The sequence below is a fragment of the Kitasatospora sp. NPDC059408 genome, from assembly GCF_042751525.1.
Lineage (GTDB): Bacteria > Actinomycetota > Actinomycetes > Streptomycetales > Streptomycetaceae > Kitasatospora.
Genome location: NZ_JBHYWI010000059.1, coordinates 1 through 24,755, shown reverse-complemented (window position 1 = coordinate 24,755; position 24,755 = coordinate 1). Strand labels below are relative to the sequence as shown.

Annotated in this window: 23 protein-coding genes and 2 tRNA genes; 14 read left to right on the top strand and 11 right to left on the bottom strand. The window is 73.6% G+C overall.

Going from position 1 to position 24,755, the window contains the following annotated elements; all coding sequences use genetic code 11:
* Positions 1–64 precede the first annotated feature (64 nt).
* The gene (locus ACFXDE_RS31165) at positions 65–955 is read right to left on the bottom strand and encodes a YhjD/YihY/BrkB family envelope integrity protein (RefSeq protein WP_380497985.1); all 891 of its coding nucleotides are present in this window, start codon (positions 953–955) and stop codon (positions 65–67) included.
* Between the two features lie 72 nt (positions 956–1,027).
* Positions 1,028–2,554, bottom strand: coding sequence for a glycosyltransferase family 39 protein (locus ACFXDE_RS31160; protein ID WP_380497984.1), 1,527 nt, complete (start codon positions 2,552–2,554; stop codon positions 1,028–1,030).
* 154 nt (positions 2,555–2,708) lie between these two features.
* Between ACFXDE_RS31160 and ACFXDE_RS31155 the strand changes: the two genes are divergently transcribed.
* Positions 2,709–2,781: transfer RNA gene (locus tag ACFXDE_RS31155), tRNA-Arg, on the top strand.
* Positions 2,782–2,869: 88 nt separating this feature from the next.
* Here ACFXDE_RS31155 and ACFXDE_RS31150 read toward each other — a convergent pair.
* Together ACFXDE_RS31150 and ACFXDE_RS31145 are read right to left on the bottom strand one after the other, a co-directional pair.
* On the bottom strand, positions 2,870–3,748 hold the full coding sequence (locus ACFXDE_RS31150) for a carbon-nitrogen hydrolase family protein (protein WP_380497983.1): 879 nt from the start codon (positions 3,746–3,748) through the stop codon (positions 2,870–2,872).
* Positions 3,749–3,783: 35 nt separating this feature from the next.
* Positions 3,784–4,590, bottom strand: coding sequence for a phosphatase PAP2 family protein (locus tag ACFXDE_RS31145; protein ID WP_380497982.1), 807 nt, complete (start codon positions 4,588–4,590; stop codon positions 3,784–3,786).
* A gap of 391 nt (positions 4,591–4,981) precedes the next feature.
* Here ACFXDE_RS31145 and ACFXDE_RS31140 point away from each other — a divergent pair, with 391 nt between their 5' ends.
* The gene (locus tag ACFXDE_RS31140; protein WP_380443808.1) at positions 4,982–5,953 is read left to right on the top strand and encodes a sigma-70 family RNA polymerase sigma factor; all 972 of its coding nucleotides are present in this window, start codon (positions 4,982–4,984) and stop codon (positions 5,951–5,953) included.
* Positions 5,954–6,126: 173 nt separating this feature from the next.
* Positions 6,127–6,387, top strand: coding sequence for a hypothetical protein (locus ACFXDE_RS31135; protein ID WP_380497981.1), 261 nt, complete (start codon positions 6,127–6,129; stop codon positions 6,385–6,387).
* A 39-nt stretch (positions 6,388–6,426) separates the two neighbouring features.
* Here the strand turns inward: ACFXDE_RS31135 and mscL are convergent, their stop codons facing one another.
* The 5 genes from mscL to ACFXDE_RS31110 form a co-directional block, all read right to left on the bottom strand.
* Positions 6,427–6,846, bottom strand: a complete 420-nt coding sequence (gene mscL / locus ACFXDE_RS31130) for a large conductance mechanosensitive channel protein MscL (RefSeq protein WP_380497980.1) — start codon at positions 6,844–6,846, stop codon at positions 6,427–6,429.
* A gap of 30 nt (positions 6,847–6,876) precedes the next feature.
* Positions 6,877–7,149, bottom strand: coding sequence for a hypothetical protein (locus ACFXDE_RS31125; protein ID WP_380497979.1), 273 nt, complete (start codon positions 7,147–7,149; stop codon positions 6,877–6,879).
* 248 nt (positions 7,150–7,397) lie between these two features.
* Positions 7,398–7,700, bottom strand: coding sequence for an FmdB family zinc ribbon protein (locus ACFXDE_RS31120; protein ID WP_380497978.1), 303 nt, complete (start codon positions 7,698–7,700; stop codon positions 7,398–7,400).
* Between the two features lie 113 nt (positions 7,701–7,813).
* A complete protein-coding gene (locus tag ACFXDE_RS31115; RefSeq protein WP_380497977.1) occupies positions 7,814–9,169 on the bottom strand; it encodes an MFS transporter in 1,356 nt (451 codons plus the stop codon).
* A gap of 302 nt (positions 9,170–9,471) precedes the next feature.
* Positions 9,472–10,956, bottom strand: a complete 1,485-nt coding sequence (locus ACFXDE_RS31110) for a potassium/proton antiporter (RefSeq protein ID WP_380443818.1) — start codon at positions 10,954–10,956, stop codon at positions 9,472–9,474.
* A 352-nt stretch (positions 10,957–11,308) separates the two neighbouring features.
* Between ACFXDE_RS31110 and ACFXDE_RS31105 the strand changes: the two genes are divergently transcribed.
* A complete protein-coding gene (locus tag ACFXDE_RS31105; RefSeq protein ID WP_380497976.1) occupies positions 11,309–14,029 on the top strand; it encodes a penicillin acylase family protein in 2,721 nt (906 codons plus the stop codon).
* Between the two features lie 94 nt (positions 14,030–14,123).
* Here the strand turns inward: ACFXDE_RS31105 and ACFXDE_RS31100 are convergent, their stop codons facing one another.
* Positions 14,124–14,699 (bottom strand): 5-formyltetrahydrofolate cyclo-ligase, encoded by a 576-nt coding sequence (locus ACFXDE_RS31100; protein ID WP_380443822.1) that lies wholly within the window; start codon positions 14,697–14,699, stop codon positions 14,124–14,126.
* A gap of 93 nt (positions 14,700–14,792) precedes the next feature.
* On the opposite strand from ACFXDE_RS31100, the gene ACFXDE_RS31095 reads away from it, so the two are divergent.
* From ACFXDE_RS31095 to ACFXDE_RS31050, 10 genes are all read left to right on the top strand, one after another.
* Positions 14,793–15,725, top strand: coding sequence for a GGDEF domain-containing protein (locus ACFXDE_RS31095; RefSeq protein ID WP_380497975.1), 933 nt, complete (start codon positions 14,793–14,795; stop codon positions 15,723–15,725).
* 12 nt (positions 15,726–15,737) lie between these two features.
* On the top strand, positions 15,738–16,658 hold the full coding sequence (galU, locus tag ACFXDE_RS31090) for a UTP--glucose-1-phosphate uridylyltransferase GalU (RefSeq protein WP_380443826.1): 921 nt from the start codon (positions 15,738–15,740) through the stop codon (positions 16,656–16,658).
* Between the two features lie 25 nt (positions 16,659–16,683).
* On the top strand, positions 16,684–18,027 hold the full coding sequence (glp, locus tag ACFXDE_RS31085; protein ID WP_380443828.1) for a gephyrin-like molybdotransferase Glp: 1,344 nt from the start codon (positions 16,684–16,686) through the stop codon (positions 18,025–18,027).
* Between the two features lie 156 nt (positions 18,028–18,183).
* Positions 18,184–18,624 carry a cyclic pyranopterin monophosphate synthase MoaC gene (moaC, locus tag ACFXDE_RS31080; RefSeq protein WP_380498012.1) on the top strand — a complete coding sequence of 147 codons (441 nt, stop codon included), beginning with the start codon at positions 18,184–18,186 and terminating at the stop codon, positions 18,622–18,624.
* Positions 18,621–19,139 carry a molybdenum cofactor biosynthesis protein B gene (locus tag ACFXDE_RS31075; protein WP_380443832.1) on the top strand — a complete coding sequence of 173 codons (519 nt, stop codon included), beginning with the start codon at positions 18,621–18,623 and terminating at the stop codon, positions 19,137–19,139. The genes moaC and ACFXDE_RS31075 overlap by 4 nt, the downstream gene beginning before the upstream one ends.
* Positions 19,136–19,762 carry a GNAT family N-acetyltransferase gene (locus ACFXDE_RS31070; RefSeq protein ID WP_380443846.1) on the top strand — a complete coding sequence of 209 codons (627 nt, stop codon included), beginning with the start codon at positions 19,136–19,138 and terminating at the stop codon, positions 19,760–19,762. The genes ACFXDE_RS31075 and ACFXDE_RS31070 overlap by 4 nt, the downstream gene beginning before the upstream one ends.
* Before the next feature lie 150 nt (positions 19,763–19,912).
* Entirely contained in the window at positions 19,913–20,923 is a 1,011-nt protein-coding gene (locus ACFXDE_RS31065) for a hypothetical protein (RefSeq protein ID WP_380497974.1), read from the top strand.
* A gap of 81 nt (positions 20,924–21,004) precedes the next feature.
* Positions 21,005–21,078: transfer RNA gene (locus ACFXDE_RS31060), tRNA-Ala, on the top strand.
* A gap of 345 nt (positions 21,079–21,423) precedes the next feature.
* Positions 21,424–22,644 (top strand): glycosyltransferase 87 family protein, encoded by a 1,221-nt coding sequence (locus ACFXDE_RS31055; RefSeq protein ID WP_380497973.1) that lies wholly within the window; start codon positions 21,424–21,426, stop codon positions 22,642–22,644.
* Positions 22,645–22,646: 2 nt separating this feature from the next.
* Positions 22,647–24,257 carry a DUF2079 domain-containing protein gene (locus ACFXDE_RS31050; RefSeq protein WP_380497972.1) on the top strand — a complete coding sequence of 537 codons (1,611 nt, stop codon included), beginning with the start codon at positions 22,647–22,649 and terminating at the stop codon, positions 24,255–24,257.
* A gap of 28 nt (positions 24,258–24,285) precedes the next feature.
* Here ACFXDE_RS31050 and ACFXDE_RS31045 read toward each other — a convergent pair whose 3' ends face one another.
* Entirely contained in the window at positions 24,286–24,717 is a 432-nt protein-coding gene (locus ACFXDE_RS31045; RefSeq protein WP_380497971.1) for a universal stress protein, read from the bottom strand.
* Positions 24,718–24,755: the final 38 nt, after the last annotated feature.

The following is a 24,755-nucleotide window of genomic DNA, read 5'->3' as shown; positions in this document are numbered from 1 at the left end:
AAGGGGGAGCCGGGCCCACCGGCTCCCCCTTCACCGCGTCCAGGCCCTCACCGCGTCCGGGCCCTCAACCCGCTCCGGACCCGAGCCGGCGCGCGAGGGGTTCCTCCTCGGCCAGTACCCGCCCGAGCGCCAGCGCGAGCGTGTACGCGGTGAAGCTCGCGATCAGCCAGGACAGGCCGGTGAACACCACCCCGTACGTCCCGAACCGCGCCACGCTGTGCGCCATCGCGCGCGGCAGGTAGACGTGGCCGGCCACGCGGAGGCCGACCACCGCCACCCCGCACAGCAGCGCGCCCGGCAGCAGAGGCGGCCAGCGCACCCGGCCGCCCAGCAGCAGGTACTGCGTCCACCACCACAGCGCCGTCGAGGCCAGGAAGGTCAGCGGCAGCCCGAGCCAGCGGCCGGCCCCGAAGCCGTCCCACAGCGCCACCTGGAAGACCAGGGCGGCCAGCCACACCAGCAGCCAGACCAGCCAGCGCCAGGCGGCCAGCCTGGTCGCCGCGCGCGGCAGCTCCCAGCAGCGCTCGCACACCCGCTGGATCGCCCGGCTCAGCGCCGTCGCCGACAGCAGGGTGAACAGTGCGCCGAGCACGCCGAAGCCGGCCTCGCCCGTCCCGTTCGCCAGCAGCTGGTCGACCGACTGCTCCGCCGCCCCGCGGATCCCCAGCTCGCTGCGCAGTGCGCGCAGCACGTGGTCGCGGAAGGACACCGGGGTGAACACCGCCACCACGAACAGCGCCGGCAGCGCGCTCAGGAACGCCTGTGCGGCGAGCCGGGTGGCGCAGTCCAGCAGGTTCACCCGGACCAGCTGGTGGACCGCCCGGCCGACCAGCGGCACCCGGTCGGGCAGGCCGCGCGCGTACCGGGCCGCCCCGGCGCCGCGCTCCCTGAGCCGGGCCGTCCGTCCACCGCGGTGGCCGCCGCCGTCGGGCGGGCCGCTCGGCCGGTCGGTCACGGGCGCCCTCCTCGGTCACGAGGCTCCATGGTCGCCCGGGCCCGGTCGGGCCGCATCCGGGGTCGGCGCGGATCAGCCCCGGCGGTCGAGCAGCGCCAGGGTGGCACCGTCCAGCGGCGTCACCCGGGTGGGGGCGCCGTAGCGGGCCCGCAGCGCCTGGGCGTCGTCCGGCCGCAGCGCGGCGAGCGGGTCCGTGGTCTGCCCGAGAACGACCAGCCAGATCCGGTCGGCCCGCCCCAGGCAGTCGGCCGGGACGGCGCACGCCGTCGGCGACAGCTCCGCCGCCTCGACCGCGCCCTGCGCGACGAACACCGGGTACGGGCGTACGTCCGCCGGCAGGTAGTAGGCGACGCCGGGGCCGATCATCGCCCAGCTCTGGTCGCCCAGCGGGACGGCGAGCCCGTCCCCGGGCCGGTAGCCGGCGGCGATCAGCCCGGCGGCCGCGCGGAACGGCTCGTGCGCGTGCGCCGACTCGTACCGCACCGTGGCCTGCCGCGGCAGCGCCGCCCAGGCGGGCACCGCGAGCAGCGCCAGCGCCAGCGCCATCCCGGCCACGCGCAGCCGCTTGCGCCGCGGGCCGCGCCGGGCGAGGCCCGTCAGCGCCTTGTAGACCGCCGCGACGCCGCCCCCGCCGAGCGCCGCCCAGGCGGGCACGGTGAACAGCAGGTACCGGTCGACGAAGTACGACGTGCCGCCCTGCGACACCAGCCAGACGCCCACCACCGGCACCACCGCCAGCAGCAGCGCCTGCAGCGCCTGCACCCGCCGGCCCGGCAGCACCACGGCCGGGACGGCCAGCAGGACGACGGCGATGAACACGTCCGGCGCCCCGGCCAGGGTCTCCCCGAAGTGCCACAGCGCGTCCAGCGTGGGTGTCCCTATCCAGCCCAGCTGCCGCTCCGACTGCCGGGCGCCCAGCACCACCACCGGCACCAGCGGCAGCGCCGCCACCAGCACCGCCGCCGGGTACTGCCACAGCAGCCGCCGGTCCGCCGTCCCGCGGGTGCGCCACAGGTGCAGCAGCACCACGGCGGCCTGCCCGGCCACCGTGCTGAACGAGACCAGGTGCAGGACCCCCGCCACCGCCATCGCCACGCAGTACGGCGCCCACCGCCGCCACCCGGGCCGCTCCAGCGCCCGCAGCAGGAACCAGGTCGCCGCCGCGATCGCGCAGGTCACCAACGCGTAGGCGCGCGCCTCCTGGGCGAACCGCGACACCTGCGGCACCGCGCAGAACAGCAGCCCCGAGCCGACCGCCGTCACCCGCCCGCCGAACAGCCGCTCGGCGGCGAGCCCCACGAACGCCGCCGCCCCGGCCATCGCCAGCACCGACGGCAGCCGCAGCGAGACCGCCGAGTCCCCGAACACCGCCGTCCAGGCGTGCATGAGCAGGTAGTACGCGCCGTTGCTGGCGTCCACGTGCTGGAGCAGGCGCAGCAGGTCCGGCAGGGAGCGGGTCGCCACCGTCCAGGTCGCGACCTCGTCCCGCCACAGCACCGGCGTCCCCAGCCGGAACAGCCCCAGGCCGAGCATCACCACAGCCGGCCACAGCCACACGGACCGCAGGAGTCGGCCGAGGGGGTGCACAGCAGGGCGCATCTGGACCTTCGATCGGAAAGCCGAACTTCGAACACGTTCCTTGAAGGCTACTTGCCCCACCCTGACACCCCGTCGGCGCCCGCACCATCCGCCACCGCCACCGCCCCCACCCCTGATCCGGTACGCTGTGGACGGCCTTGTGACCACACGGCCCGCCTCAGTAGCTCAGGGGATAGAGCACGGCTCTCCTAAAGCCGGTGTCGCAGGTTCGAATCCTGCCTGGGGCACGTAGCAGCGAGAGGCCCCCGACCCGTGTGGTCGGGGGCCTCTCGGCGTTCCCGGGCCGCTCGTGCGGCTCCCGCGGCTGAGGCGGGATCAGGCGAGGACGTGCCCGGCGCGGGCGGCGGGCGTGGGGTGGGCGGCCAGGTCGGCGAGCAGGGTCTCGGTCTCCCGGGCGCCGCGCAGGACGGCGGGGTCGAGGTCGGCGAGGACGATCTCGCGGCGGTCCTCGCCGGCCTCGGCGATCAGGCGGCCGTCCGGGCCCCAGACCGCGCTGCCGCCGCAGGTGTGCCAGCCGCCGGTGACGCCGATGTGGTTGGCGAGCACCGTGTAGAGGGTGTTGTCGAGCGCGCGGGCCGGGAACCAGGTGCGGGACTCGTGGTGGCCGTGGCCCGTGCTGAACAGGGCGCCGACCAGGTAGGCGTGGCAGCCGTCCAGCGCGGCGGAGCGGGCGTGCTCGGGGAAGCCGGAGTCGTAGCAGATGCCGAGACCGAGCCGCCAGCCGTCGAGCTCCAGGCTGCAACCGACCGTCCCCGGGCGGTAGTAGGACTGCTCGGTCTTGAAGAGGTGCTGCTTGTCGTAGCGGGTGACGACCGTGCCGTCCGGGCCGAACACGAAGGCGGAGACGAGCAGGTCCGGCCCGTCCTGGGCGGCGGCGCCGACCACGGCGGCGGTGCCGGTCTCGCGGCAGGCCTCGGCGATCGGCGCGAGACGCGGATCGCCGGGCTGGACGGCGCACTTGAGCGGATCGGCGCTGATCAGCCCGGGCTCGTAGCCGGCGAGGAACTTCTCCGCGAACAGCACCAGCCGGGCGCCGGCCGCGGCGGCCTCGCGGATGAGCCCGGCGGCGGTGGCCGCGTTGGCGGGGATGTCGCCCGCGACGGCCTGGTCCTGGACGGTGGCGATCCGCAACGGACGCTCGGGGTAACGGGCGTGGGCGGCGGACTCGGTGGGGGCTTCCTGGGTACGGGACATGCCCGCCACGCTAGTGCCGTGGCCCTGGACGGCGGTCAGAGTGCGGCCCCGTCGGGGTGATCGGCGCCGTCGGCCGGACGGTCGCCGCGGGCGGGCCGGAAGGAGGGCGCGATGACGCGCTGAACCCTGGGCCTGGTCCGCCAGTTGACCCGCCGGATGTCGCGGGCCAGGGCGCCCGGGCACCAGAGCTCGACCGCCGCGGTGACGGCGCCCAGCACGAAGCCGGCCGCCAGCCAGCCGCCCAGCACGTCGCTCGGCCAGTGCACGCCGAGCGCGATCCTGGTCCAGCCGACGGTCAGTACGGCCGCGGTCGCCACCGCGCAGGCGGCGATCCGCCCGGAGCGTCCGGCCCGGGGCCAGAACAGCCCGACCAGCACCGCGCAGGTGATCGCGGAGGCCATCGCGTGCCCGGAGGGGAAGGCCGGCCCGCCCGCGTGCGAGACCGGGTCGGTGAACGACGGCCGCTGACGGCCGAAGGCGAGCTTCAGCGCCCACTGGGCGCCCCACCCGACCAGGGCCTGCGCGACGGCCCACCCGGCGAGCACCCGGGCGCCGATCAGCCAGAGCCAGCAGGCCGCGATGGCCAGCAGGACACGCATCGTGACCGTGCCGCCGATGTCGGAGAGGGTCTGCACCGCGGCCGTCCAGGCCCGGTGCCCACGGGCGTAGGAGTGCGTCTCCGCGATCCAGCCGTGGTCGAACCGGTAGAGGGGTTGCCAGTGGCGGGTCACCAGGACGGCCAGCAGGCCGAACAGCAGGGCGCAGCCCACCGCCAGCGCCGTGCCCCGAAGGGCCCGGCGGTGACGCACAGTGGCGGCAGTCGCGCTGTTGGTCAGGTGCATGCCTGACACCTTCCCAGCGTCCTGTGCTGATCGGGCGCCCAGGTGATAGCGATTCCGCATCTTTTGTGCGGAGGATCTGCGTGCGCAGGGGTGCGGGAGCGGGTGGAGAGTGGGGTGTGCGGGAACGGGCGGGGCGCCCGGGGGGTTCTCCGGATATCCGCTCCGAAATGGTCGCGCCGCGCGCACCCGACGCGCCCGGCCGGTCACCCTGCGTTCAGAACCGGGGTGAAAACCGGCAGGATACTGCATCGCGGGGAAGAATCTGAGTAACTTGGGAATGTTGTCCGGAATCTGTTCGTTGGATCGTTACGTGTGAGCCCCCCGGGGCCCGCATTCTTGCCCTCTCGGGGCAGGCAGGCATTCCTCGGCAACACCAGCAAAGGGAGCAAGCATGGCCACCCGTGCCGTCGTTCGCGACAGGGCCGACCGGACTCGCGCGGCCCGCCCGACCAACCTTGAGGCCGACCGTGACCTGGTCGGCATGTACCTCGACGAGATCGCCAGGACGCCCCTGCTCGATGCCGCCGAGGAGGTCGAGCTCTCGCTGCGGATCGAGGCCGGTGTGTACGCCCAGCACCTGCTGGAGGAGGGCGGGCTCCCCGAGGGCGCCACGCGCGAGGAGCTGGAGGCGATAGCCGACGACGCCGAGCGCGCCAAGGACGTCTTCATCCGCTCCAACCTCCGGCTCGTGGTGGCGGTCGCCCGCCGGTACCCGCGCAGCGGCCTCCCGCTGCTGGACCTCATCCAGGAGGGCAACGCGGGCCTCGTGCGGGCCGTCGAGAAGTTCGACTACGCCAAGGGTTTCAAGTTCTCCACCTACGCGACCTGGTGGATCCGGCAGGCGATCACCCGCTCGATCGCCGACCAGTCCCGCACCATCCGGCTGCCCGTGCACCTGGTCGAGGAGCTGGGGCGGATCCGGCGGGTGCAGCGCGAGAAGTCCAAGGAGTTGGGCCGCGAGGCCGAGCCGGCCGAGATCGCGGCCGAGCTGGACACCACCGAGGCCCGGATCAAGGACGTGCTGGACTGGGCGCGCGACCCGGTCAGCCTGAACATGTCGGTCGACGACGAGGGCGAGACCCAGTTCGGCGACCTGGTCGAGGACACCGGGGCGACGTCCCCCGAGGACGCCGTGATGGTCATGCTCCGCCGCGAGGAGCTGGACGACCTGATCGGACGGCTGGACGACCGCACGGCCTCGATCATCCGCTCCCGCTACGGGATGGAGGACGGCCGCGAGCGCACCCTCACCGAGGTGGGCAAGCAGCACGGCCTCACCCGGGAGCGGATCCGGCAGATCGAGAAGCACGCGCTGGCCGAGCTGAAGAAGATCGCCGACCACGCCGGCTTCGAGGCGGCGTAAGGCGCAAGGGGAGTTAGGGCGTACGGGGAAAGGGACGTGAGGGGATCGGGGAGCGGGGACCGAGCCCTGGACCGGGCCCGGGTGCGGAGCGCTCCGCACCCGGGCCCGCGGTCCGTCTCGGGCTCTTAGGCTGGAGGGGCAGGACGACCGGGTCGAGCAGCGGGGTGAACAGGGTGAGCGAGCAGGGACAGGGCCAGGCAAGTGGCCGGGCGCAGGAGCAGGAGGCGCCGGATCAGCCGGAGCAGGCCGCGCGGGAGCGCGAGGCGAAGGAACAGGCGCGGGCGAAGGCGCGCCTCGTCTTCGGGGACCCGCTGGACCGGCAGTCCCGGGACGACACCGACTCCGGCTGGGGCGACCGCCCCGGGGCCGGGGCCGGGAGCGGGCGGGGGCTGGACTGGTACCTGAGCCAGCGCCCGCCGCACCACGGGGACTGAGCGGGACGAGGGACGAGGGCAGGACGGGACGGGCCGCGCTCAGCGCAGCGGGGCGACCAGTGCGTCGCGGATCTCGGTGAGCAGCTGGACCTCCTTGGCCTCGGCCTCCGCCACCTCCTCGGCGAGGGATTTGCGCCGGGCGGCCATGCGGTTCATGGGAATGATCAGGACGAAGTAGACGACGGCGGCGGTGATCAGGAACTGGAGCACGGCGCTGAGCACCGAGCCCCAGAGGATGAGGATCCCGGACACGACCTCGCCGGTGGGGGCCACCTCGCAGGGCCCCTTGAGGCAGGAACTGTAGGACGCGAGGTCCTTCGTCCCGAAGACACCGACGATCGGGTTGATGACGCCCTTGACGAAGGCGTTGACGATGTTGGTGAAGGCCGCGCCGATGACGACGGCGACGGCGAGCTCGACGACATTTCCACGCAGCAGGAATTCCTTGAAGCCCTTCATGCCGCCTCGAACGACGGAGTCGTCGGCCGGTTACGGGTGATCATCCGAAGCCCAGGATTGACAACCCGCCTGGCCCAGCGCGCCACCGGACGGCGGTGGCAGCCCGGCCCGTGCGGGCCCGAACGCGAGCGCCGCGGCCACCGCGAGCAGCACCAGCGCCGGCACCCCGGCCCGCCGCCGGACGGCGCGCCACCAGCGGTGCCGCCCGCCGGCCCCGCGCCGGATCGGCCGGAAGCTCGGCACGGCCCGCCGGGGCGGAACGGTGGGTGCGGGCAGCGGGACGGCGTGGCTGAGGGCGTTCATCGGGAACCACCTCCGGGGTCGGTCGGTCTCTGCTGACCCCACGATGAGCGTCCGCCGCGAAAGCCGGAAGACGTTATCCGCAGCCTGTGGAAAACCCTGGCCCTGTGGACGATTCCGTACACCCGTGCGAGCTGCCCGGGCCCGTCAACGTTGACGAGCCCGGCGATGAGGGAGCTGCCCCGAGAACGGCGGAAGGCCCGCCGCCACCGCGTGAAGCGGGGCAGCGGGCCTTCCGGTGTGTGCTGGGGTCAGCCGGCGGCCGGAGCCGGGGAGGACGAGCCCGAGGTGGACGACGCCGGGGTCGAGGACGACCCGGACGACGAGGACGTCGTCGACGAGCCCGACGTCGAGGAGCTCACCGAGCTGCTCGACGAGGAGCGGCTGTCGGTCCGGTAGAAGCCCGAGCCCTTGAAGACCACGCCCACGGCCGAGAAGACCTTGCGCAGCTTCCCCTGGCAGTCGGGGCAGGTGGTCAGCGCGTCGTCGGTGAACTTCTGCACCGCCTCCAGGCCGTTGCCGCACTCGGTGCACTGGTACTGGTACGTGGGCACTTGTCTTCCTCCTGGCACTCGCGCCTGATGAGTGCTAACGATGGTCAATGATGCGGTATTCCGCTGGATGAGTCCAGCGACTCCGGTGTGACATGGGCCCGGTCGGGCCGCCGTCAGCCCTTGGCGGCGCCCACCAGCTGCGGCTCGGCCGCGGCCGGGACGGTGCCGGCGCCGGATCCGGCGACCACCGTGCTCGCCCCGCCCGACGGCGCCAGCAGGTGCCGCATCGAGACCAGCGCGGCCAGGCCCAGTCCGGCGCCGACGGCCGGCACCAGGAACCCGGCCGACGGCCCGTGGCTGTCGATCAGCCCCCCGGCCACCATCGAGCCGACCGCCAGGCCGAGGCCGATGGCGCCGGTCAGCCAGGTGAAGGCCTCGGTCTTGGCGCCGTCCGCGACCAGCGTCTCGACCAGGGTGTAGCCGCTGATCAGGGTCGGCGCGATGGCCAGGCCGCAGACCAGTCCGGCGATCGAGAGGGTGACCAGGTTGGGCATCGCCCACAGCGTCGAGCAGCCCAGCACCAGCAGGGCGTAGCTGGTGATCATGCGCTGCTGCACCGCGCGCCGCCAGGCGATCACGCCGTAGAGCACGCCGGCCACCATCGAGCCGCCGGCGAAGATGCCGTACACGGTGCCGGCCGCGGCGTGCTGCCCGACCGAGTCGGCGAAGGCGTTGACCGAGACCTGCATGCCGCCGAACACGGCACCGACGCCGAGGATGACGCCGGCCAGCAGCCGGACGCCGGGCGAGGCGAGCGCGGAGACGCGCTGCGCCCCGGGCCGCGGCACGATCCGGGCCGGCGCGGTGCGGCGCTGGGCGGCGAAGGCCAGGCCGCCGACGAAGGTGAGCGCGGCCTCCGTGATCAGGCTCGCGGAGGGGCTGACCGAGGTGGCGATCTTGGCGGCCAGGATCGGGCCGACGACGAAGGTGAGCTCGTCCGTGACGGACTCGAACGCGAACGCGGTGCCGACCTTGGCGGCGGAGGAGGCGGAGGCGCCCTCGGCGCCGAGCTTGGCCACCCAGCGGGCGCGGACCATCGCGCCGATCTGCGGCACGCTGGCCCCGGCCGGGACGGCGGCCAGGCACAGGCTCCAGGCCGGCGCGTGGCCGTTCGCGAGGACGATCAGCGCGGCGACCGAGGCGGCGTGCACGAAGACGGTCGGGACGAGGACGGTGGCCTGCCCGTACCGGTCGGCGAGCCGGCCGGTCTGCGGGCCGATCAGGGCCTGGGCGACGGCGGCGACCGCCGTGACGGTGCCGGCCGTGCCCCACGAGCCGCCGGTGCCCGTGACGAGCATCAGGATGCCCATGCCGAGCATGGCGTAGGGCAGCCGCGCGACGAACGCGGGTGCCAGGAACGTCCAGGCACCCGGGGTGCGCAGCAGCGCGCCGTACCCGACGCGCGCGGGTGCGGCGTCCGGGGCGGTGGGGGTGTCCGTGGCGTCGTCGACCGTTCGGCGGGCCGTCACGGTCGTCCTTCCTGCTGCCTGGTAGCGCGGCAAGGGCATGGGGTGGCCCCGACGGCGCCGAGAGTCGTCCTCTCGTGCGTCGACCGGGGTAGATACCGGGCCGCTCCGGCGTGGTTGCCGAGAGCCGGGCCGCAGCCGCCGAGCGGTCGCGCCAACTCTGCATCAGGCAGATGCTGGGTTGGTCAAAAAGCGGTGTTCTTCCACCATACAGTTACGCGCGTAGATAGCGCTAGGCCCCAACGGATCCAAGCCGGAACGGGCTTCCAGGCCCCGAAAGGCCCGGTACGCCACCACTGTACGGCTCACTTCCCGTACAGCCACCCCGCGAGCTTGCCGCCCTTGTCCACGGCCCGCAGCCGCTTCTCCGCCGCCTCGCCGACCTCGTCCGTCGTGACGACTAGCAGCTCGTCGCCGCCGCGCAGCACCGTCGCCCGGTCCGGCACGAAGGAGCTCCCCTCCCGGACGACCAGGGTGACCGCCGCCCCCTTGGGCAGCCGCAGCTCGCCGACCTCCACGCCGGACATCCGGGACTCGGGGGAGAGCGCGACGGACAGCAGGTGGCCGTGCAGCTTCTCCAGCGGCGCGGACTCGATGTCGAGGTCCTGGCCCATCGCGCCCTCGCCGATCTTCAGCTGCCTGGCCACCCAGGGCAGGGTCGGGCCCTGGAGCAGGGTGAAGACGACGACCAGGATGAAGACGATGTTGAAGACGTCCTCGGCCTTGTGCGCACCCGAGACCACCGGGATGGTGGCGAGCACGATGGGCACCGCCCCGCGCAGCCCGGCCCAGCTCAGCAGGGCCTGCTCCTTGCCGGGCACCCGGAACGGCGTCAGGGTGAGCACCACCGACAGCGGCCGCGCGAGGAAGACCAGCACCCCGCCGATGACGAGCGCCGGGATCACCGCGTCGCCCATCGTCTCGGGCGTGCACAGCAGGCCGAGCAGGACGAACATCCCGATCTGCCCGATCCAGGCCAGGCCGTCCGCGAAGCCGCGCACCGCCGGGCCGTGCGGCAGCTTGGCGTTGCCGAGGATCACGGCGCTGATGTAGACGGCGAGGAAGCCGGAGCCGTGCAGCAGCGCGCCGCCCGCGTAGGCGAGCACGGTCAGCGCCATGACGGCGATCGGGTAGAGGCCGGAGGACGGCAGGGCGACGTGCTTGATCCCGAACGCGCCGAGCTTGCCGACCGCGAGGCCGATCACCGCGCCGATCGCGAGCTCGGCGGCGATCGTGCCGAGCAGGACGTACCAGGAGTCCAGCTCGCCGGTGGTGGCGAAGGCGACGACCAGGATGACGACGGGCGCGTCGTTGAAGCCGGACTCGGCCTCCAGCAGGCCGGTGAGCCGGTGCGGCAGCGGGACCATCCGCAGGACGGAGAAGACGGCCGCGGCGTCGGTGGAGGAGACGATCGCGCCGAGCAGCATCGAGGTGCGCCAGTCCAGGCCGACCAGCCAGTGCGCGCCGGCGGCGGTGACGAACACGCTCACCCCGACGCCGACGGTGGCGAGCACGGTGGCCGCCGGCATCACCGGCTTGACCTCTCTCCAGCTGGTCTTCAGACCGCCCTCGGCGAGGATCACCACGAGGGCCGCGTAGCCGATCACCTGGGTGAGCTCGGCGTTGTTGAAGGTGACGCCGATGCCGTTCTGGCCGAGGGCGACGCCGATCCCGAGGTAGATGAGGAGGCTGGGTAGCCCTGATCGGGTCGATATCCGCACGGCGACCACCGCGACCAGGAGGATCACGGAGAACTCGAGAAGCAGCTGGTTCAGGTGGTCGACGTTCACGCAGGGGCACCTCGTGCAGGCATGGGGGCGGGCGGGGTGTCTCTCGGTGGTGCTGGTGTCTCTCGGTGGTGCTGGTGGTGCTGGAGTCTCTCGGTGATGCAGGTGATGCGGGTAGTGCTGGTGGTACCGGGGTGAGCCGCGGACCCGTTAAGAAGCCGTCAATACTCCTCTTGCGGATCGTTACTCATTCTAACATTTTGCCATATCTTTAGTTGGGCTCCTCACACAGGCCCCGTTCCGGGCCGTCCCCGTGCACGCCGTCCCATGGACTCGGCCTAATGTGGTGCCCTGTCACGGCCGCAGGCCCTGGACACGCCCGCCCGCCCCGAAGTCGAGGACCGCAAGGACCCAGATGCCCCGCTCCAAGAAGTTCCGGCGCGCCCGTCTGATCGTGATCGTGCTGGTCGTGCTGCTGGTGGCCGGCGTCGGCTACGGCGGTTACCGGGGGGTCGCCGCGGTCCGCGCGTCCTTCCCGACGGTCGACGGCACCGTGAAGATCGCGGGCCTGAGCGCGCCGGTCGACGTCAAGCGCGACGCCAACGGCATCCCGCAGATCTACGCCGACACCTCCGAGGACCTCTACCGCGCCCAGGGCTACGTCCAGGCGCAGGACCGCTTCTGGGAGATGGACGTCCGCCGGCACATCACCGCCGGCCGCCTCTCCGAGATGTTCGGCGACTCCCAGGTCGACACCGACTCCTTCATCCGCACCATGGGCTGGCGCCAGGTGGCGCAGAAGGAGTTCGACACCAAGCTCTCGCCGGAGACCAAGAAGTACCTCCAGGCGTACTCGGACGGCGTCAACGCCTGGCTGGCCGAGCACCCGGGCGGGGAGAAGGCCTCGCTGGAGTACGCGATGCTCGGCGCCGTCAACAGCGGCTACAAGCCCGAGCAGTGGAGCCCGGTCGACTCGGTGGCCTGGCTCAAGGCGATGGCCTGGAACCTCTCCGGGAACCTCCAGGAGGAGATCGACCGCTCGCTGCTGTCCCAGGACTTCACCCCGGACAAGATCGCCGAGCTGTACCCGGACTACCCGTACGCCCGCAACGGCACGATCGTGAAGACCGGCACGGTCTCGGGCGACACCTACCGCCCGGCCGACGGCTCCACCGCGCCGGGCGCCGGCAACCCCGCGGTCCCCACCGCGCAGGGCGCGGCCACCACCAAGGCGCTCCTGCAGGGCCTCACCGACCGGGTCGACGCGATGCCGCAGCTGCTCGGCCGTCCGGGCCAGGGCATCGGTTCCAACTCCTGGGTGGTGGCCGGCTCGCACACCACGACCGGCCAGCCGCTGATGGCCAACGACCCGCACCTCGGCCCCGGCCTGCCCTCGGTCTGGTACCAGACGGGCCTGCACTGCCGCACCGTTTCGCCGGCCTGCCAGTTCGACGTCACCGGCTTCACCTTCGCGGGCATGCCCGGCGTGGTGATCGGCCACAACAAGGACGTCGCCTGGGGCTTCACCAACCTGGGCGCCGACGTGACCGACCTGTACCTGGAGAAGGTCACCGGCCCGGACACCTACCAGGTGGACGGCAAGGACGTGAAGTTCGACCTCCGCAAGGAGACCATCAAGGTCGCCGGCGGCGAGGACCGCACCATCACCGTCCGCACCACCCAGACCGGCGCCCCGCTCATCTCCGACCAGAGCACCGAGCAGCAGAACGTCGGCAAGTACGCCCCGAACGGCAGCGCCGCCCCCGACCGCGGCACCGGCGGCTACGGCGTCGCCCTGCAGTGGACGGCGCTGAACCCCGGCAAGACGATGGACGCCGTCTTCGAGCTGGACAAGGCGAAGAACTGGGACGACTTCCGCAACGCCGCCAAGGACTTCGCCGTCCCCGCGCAGAACCTGATCTACGCCGACGCGAAGAACATCGGCTACCAGGCCCCGGGTGACATCCCGGTCCGCGGCAAGGGCGACGGCACGCTCCCGGCCCCGGGCTGGGACTCCGCCTACCAGTGGAAGGGCTCGATCCCCTTCGCCGCCCTGCCGTACAGCTTCAACCCGTCCGCCGGCTACATCGTCACCGCCAACCAGGCCGTGGTCGACCCGACGTACAAGTACGGCATCACCAAGGACTGGGAGTACGGCACCCGGGCCAAGGAGATCACCGACCAGATCGACGGCCTGCTCAAGAACAACGGCAAGATCTCGCCGGACGACATGCAGACCCTGCAGCTGGACAACACCAGCGTCATGGCCAAGACGCTCGTCCCGCTGCTGCTCAAGCAGCAGATCGACGACCCGTACGTGCGCGAGGCCCAGGACCTCCTGAAGGACTGGAACTACCACCAGGACGCCGACTCGGCCGCCGCCGCGTACTACAACGCGGTCTGGCGCCAGCTGCTCACCCTCGCGTTCGGCCAGAAGTTCCCGGCCGACATCCGCGCCAAGGGCAACTGCCTGCTGGTCCGCCAGCAGGACGACCCGACCAAGCCCGACAGCTCCAGCAAGATCGTCACCGAGTGCGGCACCCGCGACCCGGACAAGGCCCAGCCCGACGGCGGCGACCGCTGGACCGAGGTCGTGCGCCAGCAGCTGAGCAAGCCCGACAGCACCTGGTGGACGTACATCGACTCGCAGCACAAGGAGCAGAAGGGCCTGGACAACCTGCTCCAGGAGGCGATGAAGAACGCCCGCCAGGAGCTGACCTCGCTGCTCAGCAAGGACGTCTCCAGCTGGAGCTGGGGCCGCCTGCACAAGCTGACGCTGCGCGAGCAGACCCTCGGCACCGACGACTCGTCGATCGCCTCCGGCGTCGTCCACAAGCTGCTCAACCGCGGCCCGTACCGCCTCTCCGGCAGCTCGGCGGCGGTCGACGCGGCGGGCTGGAACGCGGCGGCCGGCTACCAGGTGGACTGGATCCCGTCGATGCGCATGGTCGTCGACCTGAGCGACTTCGACTCCTCGCGCTGGGTCAACGTCGGCGGCGCCTCCGGCCACGCCTTCCACGAGAACTACAACGACCAGACCGACCTCTGGCTCAAGGGCAAGCTGCTGACCTGGGCCTACACGCCGGACGCGGTCGAGAAGGCGACCAAGCACAAACTGGTCCTGACCAACGGCTGACGCCCGGAGCACCGGTGGCCCCGCTCGAACGCGAGCGGGGCCACCGCCGTCTCCGGGGCCACCGCCGTCTCCGGGCCCGCCGCGCGGTCCGGGATCACCCGAGCGGGTGGCGTCCCGACGGCGTGACCGCCACGTCCACCGGACGGTCGTGCGGCTCGGCCGGCACCTCCGCCAGCAGCTCGTGCTCGTACAGCAGCACCGCCAGCACCGGCCGCGCCCCGGCCCGCTCCAGCCGGGCCAGCACCCGGTCGTAGCTGCCGCCGCCACGGCCCAGCCGCAGGCCGCGCCGGTCCACCGCCAGCCCCGGCAGCAGCACCACCGACGCCCCCACGACGGCCTCCGGCCCCAGCCGCGGCCCGACCGGCTCCAGCAGCCCGCGCCCGGCCGGGGCCAGCGCGTCCACGCCCTCGTACACCGCCCAGTCCAGGTCGTTGTCGGCCAGCAGGACGGGCAGCAGCACCCGCACGCCCCGCGCCCGCAGTCCGTCCAGCAGCGGCCCCGTCCCGGGCTCGGCGCCGACCGAGACGTACGCGGCGACCGTGGCCCCCGGCGCGGCCAGCCCCCCGGCGTGCACGGCCAGCGCGTGCGCCGCCTCCGTGCGCTGTTCCCCGGTGAGTGCCCGGCGATCGGCCAGCAGCCGTGTCCTCAGCCCGCTCTTCTCGTTGTGCATGGGATCTCCCCTGCTCTGCTCCGAGGTCCTCTGAACCCCGCCATGGCCCCCGCCACCGACGGGCCGAGCCTGACACGCGAAAGGGCGCCCCGATTGCCCACCCCGCTGCTGGTCCACGCCCTGGCCGCGCTGAGCGTCCCCGCGCTGGCCGGCACCACCGTGCTCGGCCTGCGGCTGCGCCGGGCGCACGGCGAGGCCGCCGACCGGGAGGCGCTGCTGCACGAGCGGGTCGCCGAGCTGGAGGGCCGCTGCGCCGAACTGGAGCGCACCGCCTCCTGCGACCCGCTCACCGGCGTGTGGAACTACCGGCACCTCCAGCTCACCCTGGACCGCGAGATCGAGCGCGCCCGCCGCGCCGAGCAGTCCGACCAGCACGAGGGGCCGCGCCCGCTGGCCGTGCTGCTCCTGGAGATCGCCGGCTTCGACGCGATCGTCACCGAGCACGGGCGCGCGCGGGCCGGCGCCATACTGCGCGACCTCGCCCAGCGCCTGGCGATGGAGATCCGCCGGTCCGACACCCTCGGCCGCTACAGCGGCGAGGAGTTCCTGGTGATCCTGCCGGACACCGGCGCCGAGGGCGCCGCCCAGGTCGCCGAGCGGCTGGTCTGGTCGGTGCGCCGGCACCTGCTGCTCGACTGGTCCTCCGGCCCCCGCGAGCCCCGCCCGGCGCGCGGCAACGGCCTCACCGCCGCCGTCGGCGTCGCCGTGCTCCCCGAGGACGGCACCCACGCGGCCGTCCTGCTCCGGGCCGCCGACCGGGCGCTCGCCGGGGCCCGCGCGGCGGGCGGCGACTGCTGGCGCGGCAGCCTGCCGGCCGGGCACCGCGCGCCCGTCACTTCCGGTACGGAGGGCGGTCCGACTGCCGAACGTGACCGTTCGGAAAAGCCGGGTAGTCTGTCGCCCTGTGCCGGCGGGGACCCCCTCTCCCAGCCGGTCATTTCCCAGACGCCTGCCACCGCGGCCGGCCCCGGCGACGGGCTTCCCCAGCCGCCCGACCGCGCCCGGACGGCTGAAAACGTGCCTTAGTAAGGTTTGCGCATGACGACGACCAACACTCGAATTCCGGTAACCAAGGCCGTGGTACCCGCGGCCGGACTGGGCACCCGCTTCCTCCCGGCCACCAAGGCCACGCCGAAGGAGATGCTGCCCGTCGTCGACAAGCCGGCCATCCAGTACGTCGTCGAGGAGGCCGCCGCCGCGGGGCTGTCCGACATACTGATGGTCACGGGCCGCAACAAGCGCGCCCTGGAGGACCACTTCGACCGCGCCTACGAGCTGGAGGAGCTCCTCGCCCGCAAGGGTGACGAGGACCGCCTGCGCCGCGTCCGCGAGTCCGTCGAACTGGCGAACATGCACTACGTCCGCCAGGGCGACCCGAAGGGCCTCGGCCACGCCGTCTCGGTCGCCGAGCAGCACGTCGCTGGCCAGCCCTTCGCCGTCCTCCTCGGCGACGACCTGATCGACCCCCGCGACCCGCTGCTGGCCCGCATGATCGAGGTCCAGCAGGAGCTCGGCGGCTCGGTCGTCGCCCTCATGGAGGTCGACCCCTCCCAGATCCACCTGTACGGCTGCGCCGCCGTCAAGGCGAACGGCTTCGGCGAGGACGTCTTCCAGGTGACCGACCTGGTCGAGAAGCCCGACACCGCCGACGCCCCGTCGAACTACGCCGTCATCGGCCGCTACGTCCTCGACCCCTCGGTCTTCGACGTGCTGCGCGAGACCCCGCCCGGCCGCGGCGGCGAGATCCAGCTCACCGACGCCCTGCGCGAGCTGACCACCCGCGACGCGGAGTCCGGCGGCCAGGTGCACGGCGTGCTCTTCAAGGGCCGCCGCTACGACACCGGCGACCGCGCCGACTACCTGCGCGCTATCGTCCGACTGGCCTCCGAGCGCGAGGACCTGGGCCCGGAGTTCCGCTCCTGGCTGCGGGAGTTCGTCGCCACCGAGCTGCAGGACTGACACACCGACCGAGAGCGAGCCGCCGATGACCGGGTCCGAGCACAGCCACAGCGCCGCCGCAGCCTGCTGCGACGCCACCGCGGACCCGGTACCGGCGGCTCCTCGCCTGTGGACGGTCGACGAGCACCTCGCCGACGTCCTCGCCGCCGTCACCCCGCTGCCGGCCATCGAACTCGGCCTGCTCGACGCCCGCGGCTGCCGGCTCGACGAGGACGTGCTCGCGGACGGCGACCTGCCGCCCTTCGACAACAGCTCGATGGACGGGTACGCCGTCCGCACCGCCGACACCGTCCGCGCCACCGCCGAGTACCCCTCGGTGCTCGCCGTGGTCGGCGACATCGCGGCCGGCGCCGGCGAACTGCCCCGGGTCGGACCGGGCCAGGCCGCCCGGATCATGACCGGCGCCCCCGTCCCGCCCGGCGCGGAGGCCGTCGCCCCGGTCGAGTGGACCGACGGCGGCACCGGCACCGGCGAGGCGGCCGACGCGATGACCGCGGCCGTCGAGGACGAGGAGGTCCGGGTCCTGCGCCCGGTCGCCGAGGGCGCCCACATCCGCCGCCGCGGCAGCGACGTCGCGGCCGGCTCGCGCGTCCTGGAGGCCGGCACCCGGCTCGGCCCCACCCAGCTCGGCCTGCTCGCCGCGATCGGCCGGGCCACCGTGAAGGTCCGCCCGCGCCCCCGGGTGGTCGTGCTGTCCACCGGCAGCGAGCTGGTCCAGCCCGGCGAGCCCGTCGGCCCCGGCCAGATCTCCGACTCCAACAGCTTCACCCTCACCGCCGCGGCCCAGGACGCCGGCGCCATCGCCTACCGGGTCGGCGGGGTCCCGGACGACGCCGCCCGGCTGCGCGCCGTCCTGGAGGACCAGCTCGGCCGCGCCGACCTCATCGTCACCAGCGGCGGCGTCAGCGTCGGCGCGTACGACGTGGTCAAGGAGGTCTTCGAGTCCTACGGCGGCGTCGACTTCCGGCGGCTGCGGATGCAGCCCGGCAAGCCGCAGGGCTTTGGGCGGATCGGCGCCTCCGCGGGCTCGGCCGGCGTGCCGCTGCTCGCCCTGCCCGGCAACCCGGTCAGCGCCTACATCTCCTTCGAGCTGTTCGTCCGCCCGGTCATCCGCACCATGCTCGGCGCCCCCGACGTGCACCGCCCGGTGGTCCGCGCGCTCTGCCCGGCGGCGCTGCGCTCCCCGGCAGGGCGGCGGCAGTTCCTGCGCGGCCGGTACGCGCCGGACGGCACGGTCGAGCCGGTCGGCGGGGCCGAGTCCCACCTGGTCGGCGCGCTGGCCCGGGCGAACTGCCTGATCACCGTCCCCGAGGACGTCACCGAGCTGCCCGCGGGCAGCTCCGTGGACGTGGTCCTGCTCGACTCCTGAGGTCCGTCCCGTCCCGTGATCCGGCCCCTCCCACGCGGCGGGGCGGGGGAGCTGTACGGTAGCGCGGTATTCGATCTGCGCGCCCCTGGAGCCCCCGTGACCACACCTCCCCCCGGCGACCGCCTCACCCACGTCGACGACCAGGGCGCGGCCCGGATGGTCGACGTCTCCGAGAAGGCCACCACCGCGCGCACCGCCGTCGCGGCCGGCCGGGTCAGGGTCTCCCCGAAAGTGGTCGAACTGCTGCGCGGCGAGGGCGTGCCCAAGGGCGACGCCCTCGCGGTCGCCCGGATCGCCGGGATCATGGGCGCCAAGCGGACGCCCGACCTGATCCCGCTCTGCCACCCGATCGCCGTCTCCGGCGTGAAGGTCGACCTCGCCGTCGCCGACGACGCGGTCGAGATCACCGCCACCGTGAAGACCGCCGACCGCACCGGCGTCGAGATGGAGGCGCTGACCTCCGTGACGGTCGCCGCGCTGACCGTCATCGACATGGTCAAGGCGGTGGACAAGGGCGCCGCCATCGAGTTCGTCCGGGTGCTCAGCAAGACCGGCGGCAAGAGCGGCGACTGGTTCGCCCCGGGGGTGGGCGCATGAAGGCGTCGGCAGGGAAGGCGCTGGCCGTCACCGTCTCCAACCGCGCCTCGGCCGGTGTCTACGCGGACAAGGGCGGCCCGCTGCTGGTCGCCGGGCTGACCGCGATGGGCTTCACCGCCGACGGCCCGCGCGTCGTGCCGGACGGCGAGCCCGTCGAGGCGGCCCTGCGGGAGGCCGTCGCGGCCGGCTACGACGTCGTGCTGACCACCGGCGGCACCGGCATCTCGCCGATGGACCTCACCCCCGAGATGACCGCCCGGGTCATCGACCGGCAGGTCCCCGGCATCGCCGAGGCGATCCGCGCGCACGGCCGCGACAAGGTGCCGACCTCGGCGCTCTCCCGCGGGCTGGCCGGTCTCGCCGGACGTACGCTGATCGTCAACCTGCCGGGATCGACCGGCGGCGTCCGGGACGGCCTCGCCGTGCTGGAGCCGCTGCTCGCCCACGCCGTCGACCAGCTCGGCGGAGGGGACCACCCCCGGCCCGACGACGCGGCACCCGGGAGAGCGCACTGAACGCCGGCTGGCCGGTAGAGCTCCACGAGGGGGAGGTCGCGCTGCGCCCGATCAGGGTGCGCGACCAGCGCGACTGGCAGGAGGTCAGCCGCCGCAACCGGGACTGGCTGCGGCGCTGGGAGGCCACCGTGCCGCCCGGCCCGGCCGGCCAGGCGGCCGGGCCGCGCCCGACCTTCCGGCAGATGGTCCGCTTCCTGCGCGGGGAGGCCTCGGCCGGGCGGATGCTGCCCTTCGTCGTGCTCCACGAGGGCCGGCTGGTCGGCCAGCTGACCGTCGGCGGAATCACCTGGGGCTCGATGTGCTCGGCCAACGTCGGCTACTGGGTCGACGAGGCGGTGGCCGGCCGCGGCATCATGCCCACCGCCGTGGCGCTTTCGGTCAACCACTGTTTCCGCAACCTCGGGCTGCACCGGATCGAGGTCTGCATCCGCCCGGAGAACACCCCGAGCCGCCGGGTGGTGGAAAAGCTCGGGTTCCGTCCGGAGGGAATGCGCCCGCGCTATCTCCACATCGACGGCGACTGGCGCGACCACCTCGTGTACGCGCTGACCGCCGAGGAGGTCCCCGAGGGGATGCTGGAACGCTGGCGGGCGCTCAGTTCGGCTGCGGGTCGCGATAATTGAATGTATGTTCGAATCAAATATCGATATGGCATCGACGTGGAGACGGACGGTCACAAATGCCGTCAAAATAGTCGGAGAATCAGCTTGATCACACGACACGCCGCGTCAAATTGCTGTCGGGCCTTCCCCGTCGCCCGTACGGTGTGAATCGTGAGCAGTAGCGGCCTTATCTACGCCGTCATCGTAGGGGCCTGGGCCGCCTATCTGGTGCCCATGTGGCTTCGCAGGCAGGACGAACTCAACGAGGCGCGCCCGACGGAACGCTTCAGCACCGCCATCCGCCTGCTGGCCGGGCGTTCGGCGCTGGAGCGGCGGGCGGCCCGGTCCCTGGGCGACGAATCGCGTGACGACGAGCAGAGCAGCGACGGCCCTCCCGCACGGGACGAGGCCGTCTCCGGCGACCCCGCGGACCGGGAGCCCGAGCCCCCGGCGGAGCGGCCCGAGCGGCCCGGGCGGCCGGCCCCGGTCCCCGCGCCGCCGGGCGGGGCGGAGCGCCGGGCGCGCCTGCTGGCCCGCCGGCGCCGGATGGTCACCGCCCTCTTCCTGGCCTTCGCGCTCGGCGCGGTGGTCGCGGCGGTGGCCGGACTGGCCTTCCTGTGGGTGCCGGCCGTCCCGGCGGTCCTCCTGACCCTCTACATCGGTCACCTGCGCAAGCTGGAGCGCCAGCGCTACGAGGTGAAGCTCGACCGGGTCCGGGCCGCGCAGGCCGCCGAGCGGCTGCGCAAGCGCGAGCAGCAGCGCGCCGAGGCCCGGGCGGCCGACGAGGTGCAGACCGCGGTCGTCGCCCCGCCGGAGCCGTCGGCCCCGGCCGAGCCGCGGGTCGCCCGCCGTCCGCACCTGCGGCTGGCCCCGGGGCCCGAGGAGGTCCGGGGTGCGGCGTCGTCGGCCTCGGCGCTCGTGGAGGCGACGGAGCACGACGAGTGGGTCGACGGCATGCGCGAGCGCGGCGCGGCCGGCCCGGACTCCTGGGAGCCGGTGCCCGTCCCGCTGCCGACGTACGTGACGGCGCCGGTCGCCCCGCGGGTCTCCCGCGGCCTGGACCTGACGGCCCCGGGGACGTGGACCGCCGGGCGTCCGACCGAGTCGCGCAACACCCCGCTCTTCGATCAGTACGCCGAGCCGCCGGCCCCCGAGACCCGCCCGCGCGCCGCCAACGAGTGAGTGGCCGCGGGCCCCGGCCGGCAGCGGGATCGGGGGGTGGTCACGGACCCCCTCCGAAAGGTGCTAAAGTTTCTTCTCGTTGGGGCTGTGGCGCAGTCCGGTAGCGCACCTCGTTCGCATCGAGGGGGTCAGGGGTTCGAATCCCCTCAGCTCCACCCAACAAGGGCCCCGCCCGGTCGACAAGACCGGGCGGGGTTCCTGCTTTGTGGCGGCGTTCGCGTCAACTGCCCGCGGGGGCGGGTGTCCTGGCGGTCGGTCCGGTCCCGCCGGCGGCCTGTGAAGAAGGTCACACGACGCCGCTCCCGCCGGTTCCGGAGCCACGGTCGGCCCTCAGGGGGGTCGGTTATGGTGGGTTGGCCCAGACGGCGACGAGGGAACGATCTGGTCTATCTCAACGGGGTGCCATCGCGGTGCGCGAGTTCGGTCTGACACGGTGGGCACGACGGACGGACGCGGAGGACCGCGGCACCACTCCAGCCCCCGGAGGACCGGCTCCGAGCGTGGTCGTCGCGGGCTGCCTCGCGGCGCTCTCCCTGGCGGTGTACGCCGTCGTGCGCCACTTCCACGGCCAGACGATGGTCGACATGCTCGTCTACCGGGCCGAGGGCGCGGCCGTCGTGCACGGCCAGGACCTGTACGCGATGCGGCTGCCCGGCTGGGACCTGCCCGCCACGTACCCGCCGTTCGCCGCGATGCTGTTCGTGCCGAGCACCTGGTTCGACGTGAGCACGCTGCGCGTCCTGGTGCAGCTGCTCAACCTCGGCCTGCTGGCGCTCGCCACCCACCTCTCCTTCCGCCTGGTCGGCCGGCCGGCCGCGCGGCACCGCACCGCCGCCGTGCTCCTCGCGACCGGGTTCGGCGTCTGGCTGGAGCCGGTCTTCACCACGTTCCAGTACGGGCAGGTCAACCTCGGCATCCTGTGCCTGGTCCTGTGGGACCTGACCCGCCCGGACCGCAGCCGCGCCAAGGGCGTGGGCATCGGCCTGGCCACCGCCATCAAGATCACCCCCGGCCTGTTCGCGGTCTACCTGCTGCTGACCGGCCGGATCAGGGCCGCGCTGGTCTCCGGGGGCACCTTCCTGGCGGCCGGACTGGTCGGCTGGCTCGTGCTGCCCGACGCGACCTTCGGGTTCTGGACGAAGTACCTGTGGGACCCGAGCCGGGTCGGGGTCACCGTCATCGCCGACAACCAGTCGCTGCGCGGCGCCGTCTGCCGACTGCTCAGCAGCAACGAGCCCGGCCTCGCCGGACTGGCCGCGTGCGCGGCCGTCGGCATCCTCGGCCTCGGCGTGGCCGTCCTGGCCGGGCGCTCGCGCTCGCTGCGGCGCGCCGACGCGTGGGGCGCCCTGTGCACCGCGTTCACGGCGCTCCTGGTGTCGCCGATCAGCTGGACCCACCACTGGGTGTGGTGCATCCCGCTGCTCGCCCTGCTGGCCGTGGAGGCCAGGACCACCGGGCGCAAGGTCCTGCTCGGGGTGGCCCTGGCGGTGTTCCTCTCGCACGCGATGTGGACCGTGCCGCACCGCTGGGGGCTCGGCGTCGCCTGGTACTGGCAGCTGCCGTCCTCGGTCTACGCGCCGTTCGGCATCGCCCTGCTGGTCGTCGTGGCGCTGCGGCTGTACCGCCTGCGCGGCGGCCCGGGCGAGCTCGGAGCGGAGGCGGACGAGGTGCTCCGCCGCGCCGAGCTCGGCGCGGACGCGGCCCTGACGAAGCAGGCGTGACCATGGCCGTCGACACCCGCTCCGCGACACCCGCCCCCGCCCGGCTGCCCGGCGCCGCCGTGCGCTCGGCGCTGGCCGGCAGCCCGGCCCGGCGCACCGTGCTGCTCGGCGTCCTGTGCTTCGCCGTCATGTGCGCCATCGGGCTGCAGGGCTGGACCTCGGTCGCGCTCGGCGGCTTCGACCTCGGGATCTTCGACCAGGGCATCCGCGGCTACGCCCACTTCGGGCTGCCCGTCTCGACGCTGAAGAGCTACCACCACGAGTTCCCGCCGGGCTTCTCGCTCCTCGGCGACCACTTCTCGCCGGTCCTCGCGCTGCTCGCGCCGCTGTACTGGATCTGGGACGACCCGCGCTCGCTGATCCTCGGGCAGGCCCTGCTCTTCGCGTCCGGTGTGCCGCTGATCCGGCGGATCGCCGTCCACGCCTTCGCGTACACCGCCCCGACCACCGCCCGGCGCGCCGCCGACCTGGCGGGCCTCGTCTACGCCCTCGGGTGGCCGCTGCTGGTCGCCTCCCGGGTGGGCTTCCACGAGGTGGCCTTCGCCGTGCCGCTGACCCTGCTGATGCTGGAACGCGGCCTGGCCCGCAAGTACCGGATGGTGGCCCTGGCCGCCGTCCTGCTGTGCTGCACCAAGGAAGACCTCGGCCTGATGGTGGCCGCGTACGGACTGGTCCTGCTGCTGCGCCTGCGCGGCTCCGGGGACCGCGCCGGCCGGTACACCGGCATCGGGCTGCTGGTGGGCGGACCGCTCGCCTCGGCCGTCGCGATCAAGTGGCTGATCCCGGCGATGGGCGGCGAGCCGGGCTACTACTGGAACTACGGCTCGATCGGCAGCGACGCCGGGGACGCCCTGCACAACCTGCTGGGCAACCCGTTCCTGCTGGTCCAGGCCGCCTTCGACCAGCCGCTCAAGCCGCTGCTGCTGCTCTGGCTCTTCGGCACGATGTTCCTGCTGCCGCTGCGCTCGGCGACCGTCCTGTGCGCGGTGCCGCTGCTGGCCGAGCGGATCCTCTCCAGCAACCCCAACCACTGGTCGATCGCCCGCCACTACGACTCCATGCTGTGGCCGATCCTGCTCACCGCGGCCGTCGAGGTGACCGGCCGGCTGATGGCCGAGGAGCGCACGGCGCGCCGCGGCCGCCTCCTGGGCCTGGCCGCGGCGGGCTGCGCGCTGGTCGCCGCCGTGCCGCTCGGGCTCGCGCAGCTGGCCGTGCCGTCCTCCTGGCAGCCCAAGACGAGCGAGGCGGCGCTCGTCCGGGCGGCCGCGCTCGTCCCCGACGGCGCGTCGGTGGAGGCGGACAACCAGATCGCGCCGCGGCTCACCGCCCGGGCGGACGTGGTGCTGGTGGACGGCACCCCGCGCGGGCGCGAGTACGTGCTCACGCGGTCGGACAAGCGCTCGTTCCCGTTCGAGACGGACAAGCAGCAGGCCGAGCGGATCCAGCTGCTGCTGGCCCACGGGTACCGGCAGATCTGGGCCGAGGACGGCGTGGTGCTGCTGCACCGGGAGGGCACCGAGCCGATCCCGGGCGAGCACGTGCCGGGCGGGGACAGCAAGCCCGTCCAGGACAAGGTGCCGTCGGACGTGGGGCACAACCTCTTCCGGGGCTGACTTCCGGGACCTCTTCCGGGGCTGATGCTCAGGCCCGGACGACCACGACCGGGCACCCCGCGTGGTGGAGGCAGTACAGGGAGACGGTGCCGAGCACGGCCCCCGGCGGGGCGCGGCGGCCCCGGCTGCCGACGACCAGGGCGGCGGCCCCCTCGGCGGCGGCCACCAGGGTGGGGCCGGGCGCTCCGGCGGCGAGGTGGCGGCGGACGGCTAGCCCTTCGGGGCAGGCGGCCAGCGTCTCGTCGAGGATCTCGGCGGCGCGGCGCTCGGGCCCGAAGCCGTCCAGGGCGGGCGGGACGAACCCGTGCTCGCCGTACAGGCAGGGGAAGTCCCAGACGGTCACGGCCTCCAGCGGGGCGCCGCTCAGGCCGGCCAGGCGGGCCGCCCAGCGGACGGCGGCGCGGGAGGCCGGGGAGCCGTCCACGCCGACCACGATCCTGCCGTCGGGCTGCCGGGCCATGCATCGAGCGTAGGGCCCGTCGTCGGGCTTCCGCCCGC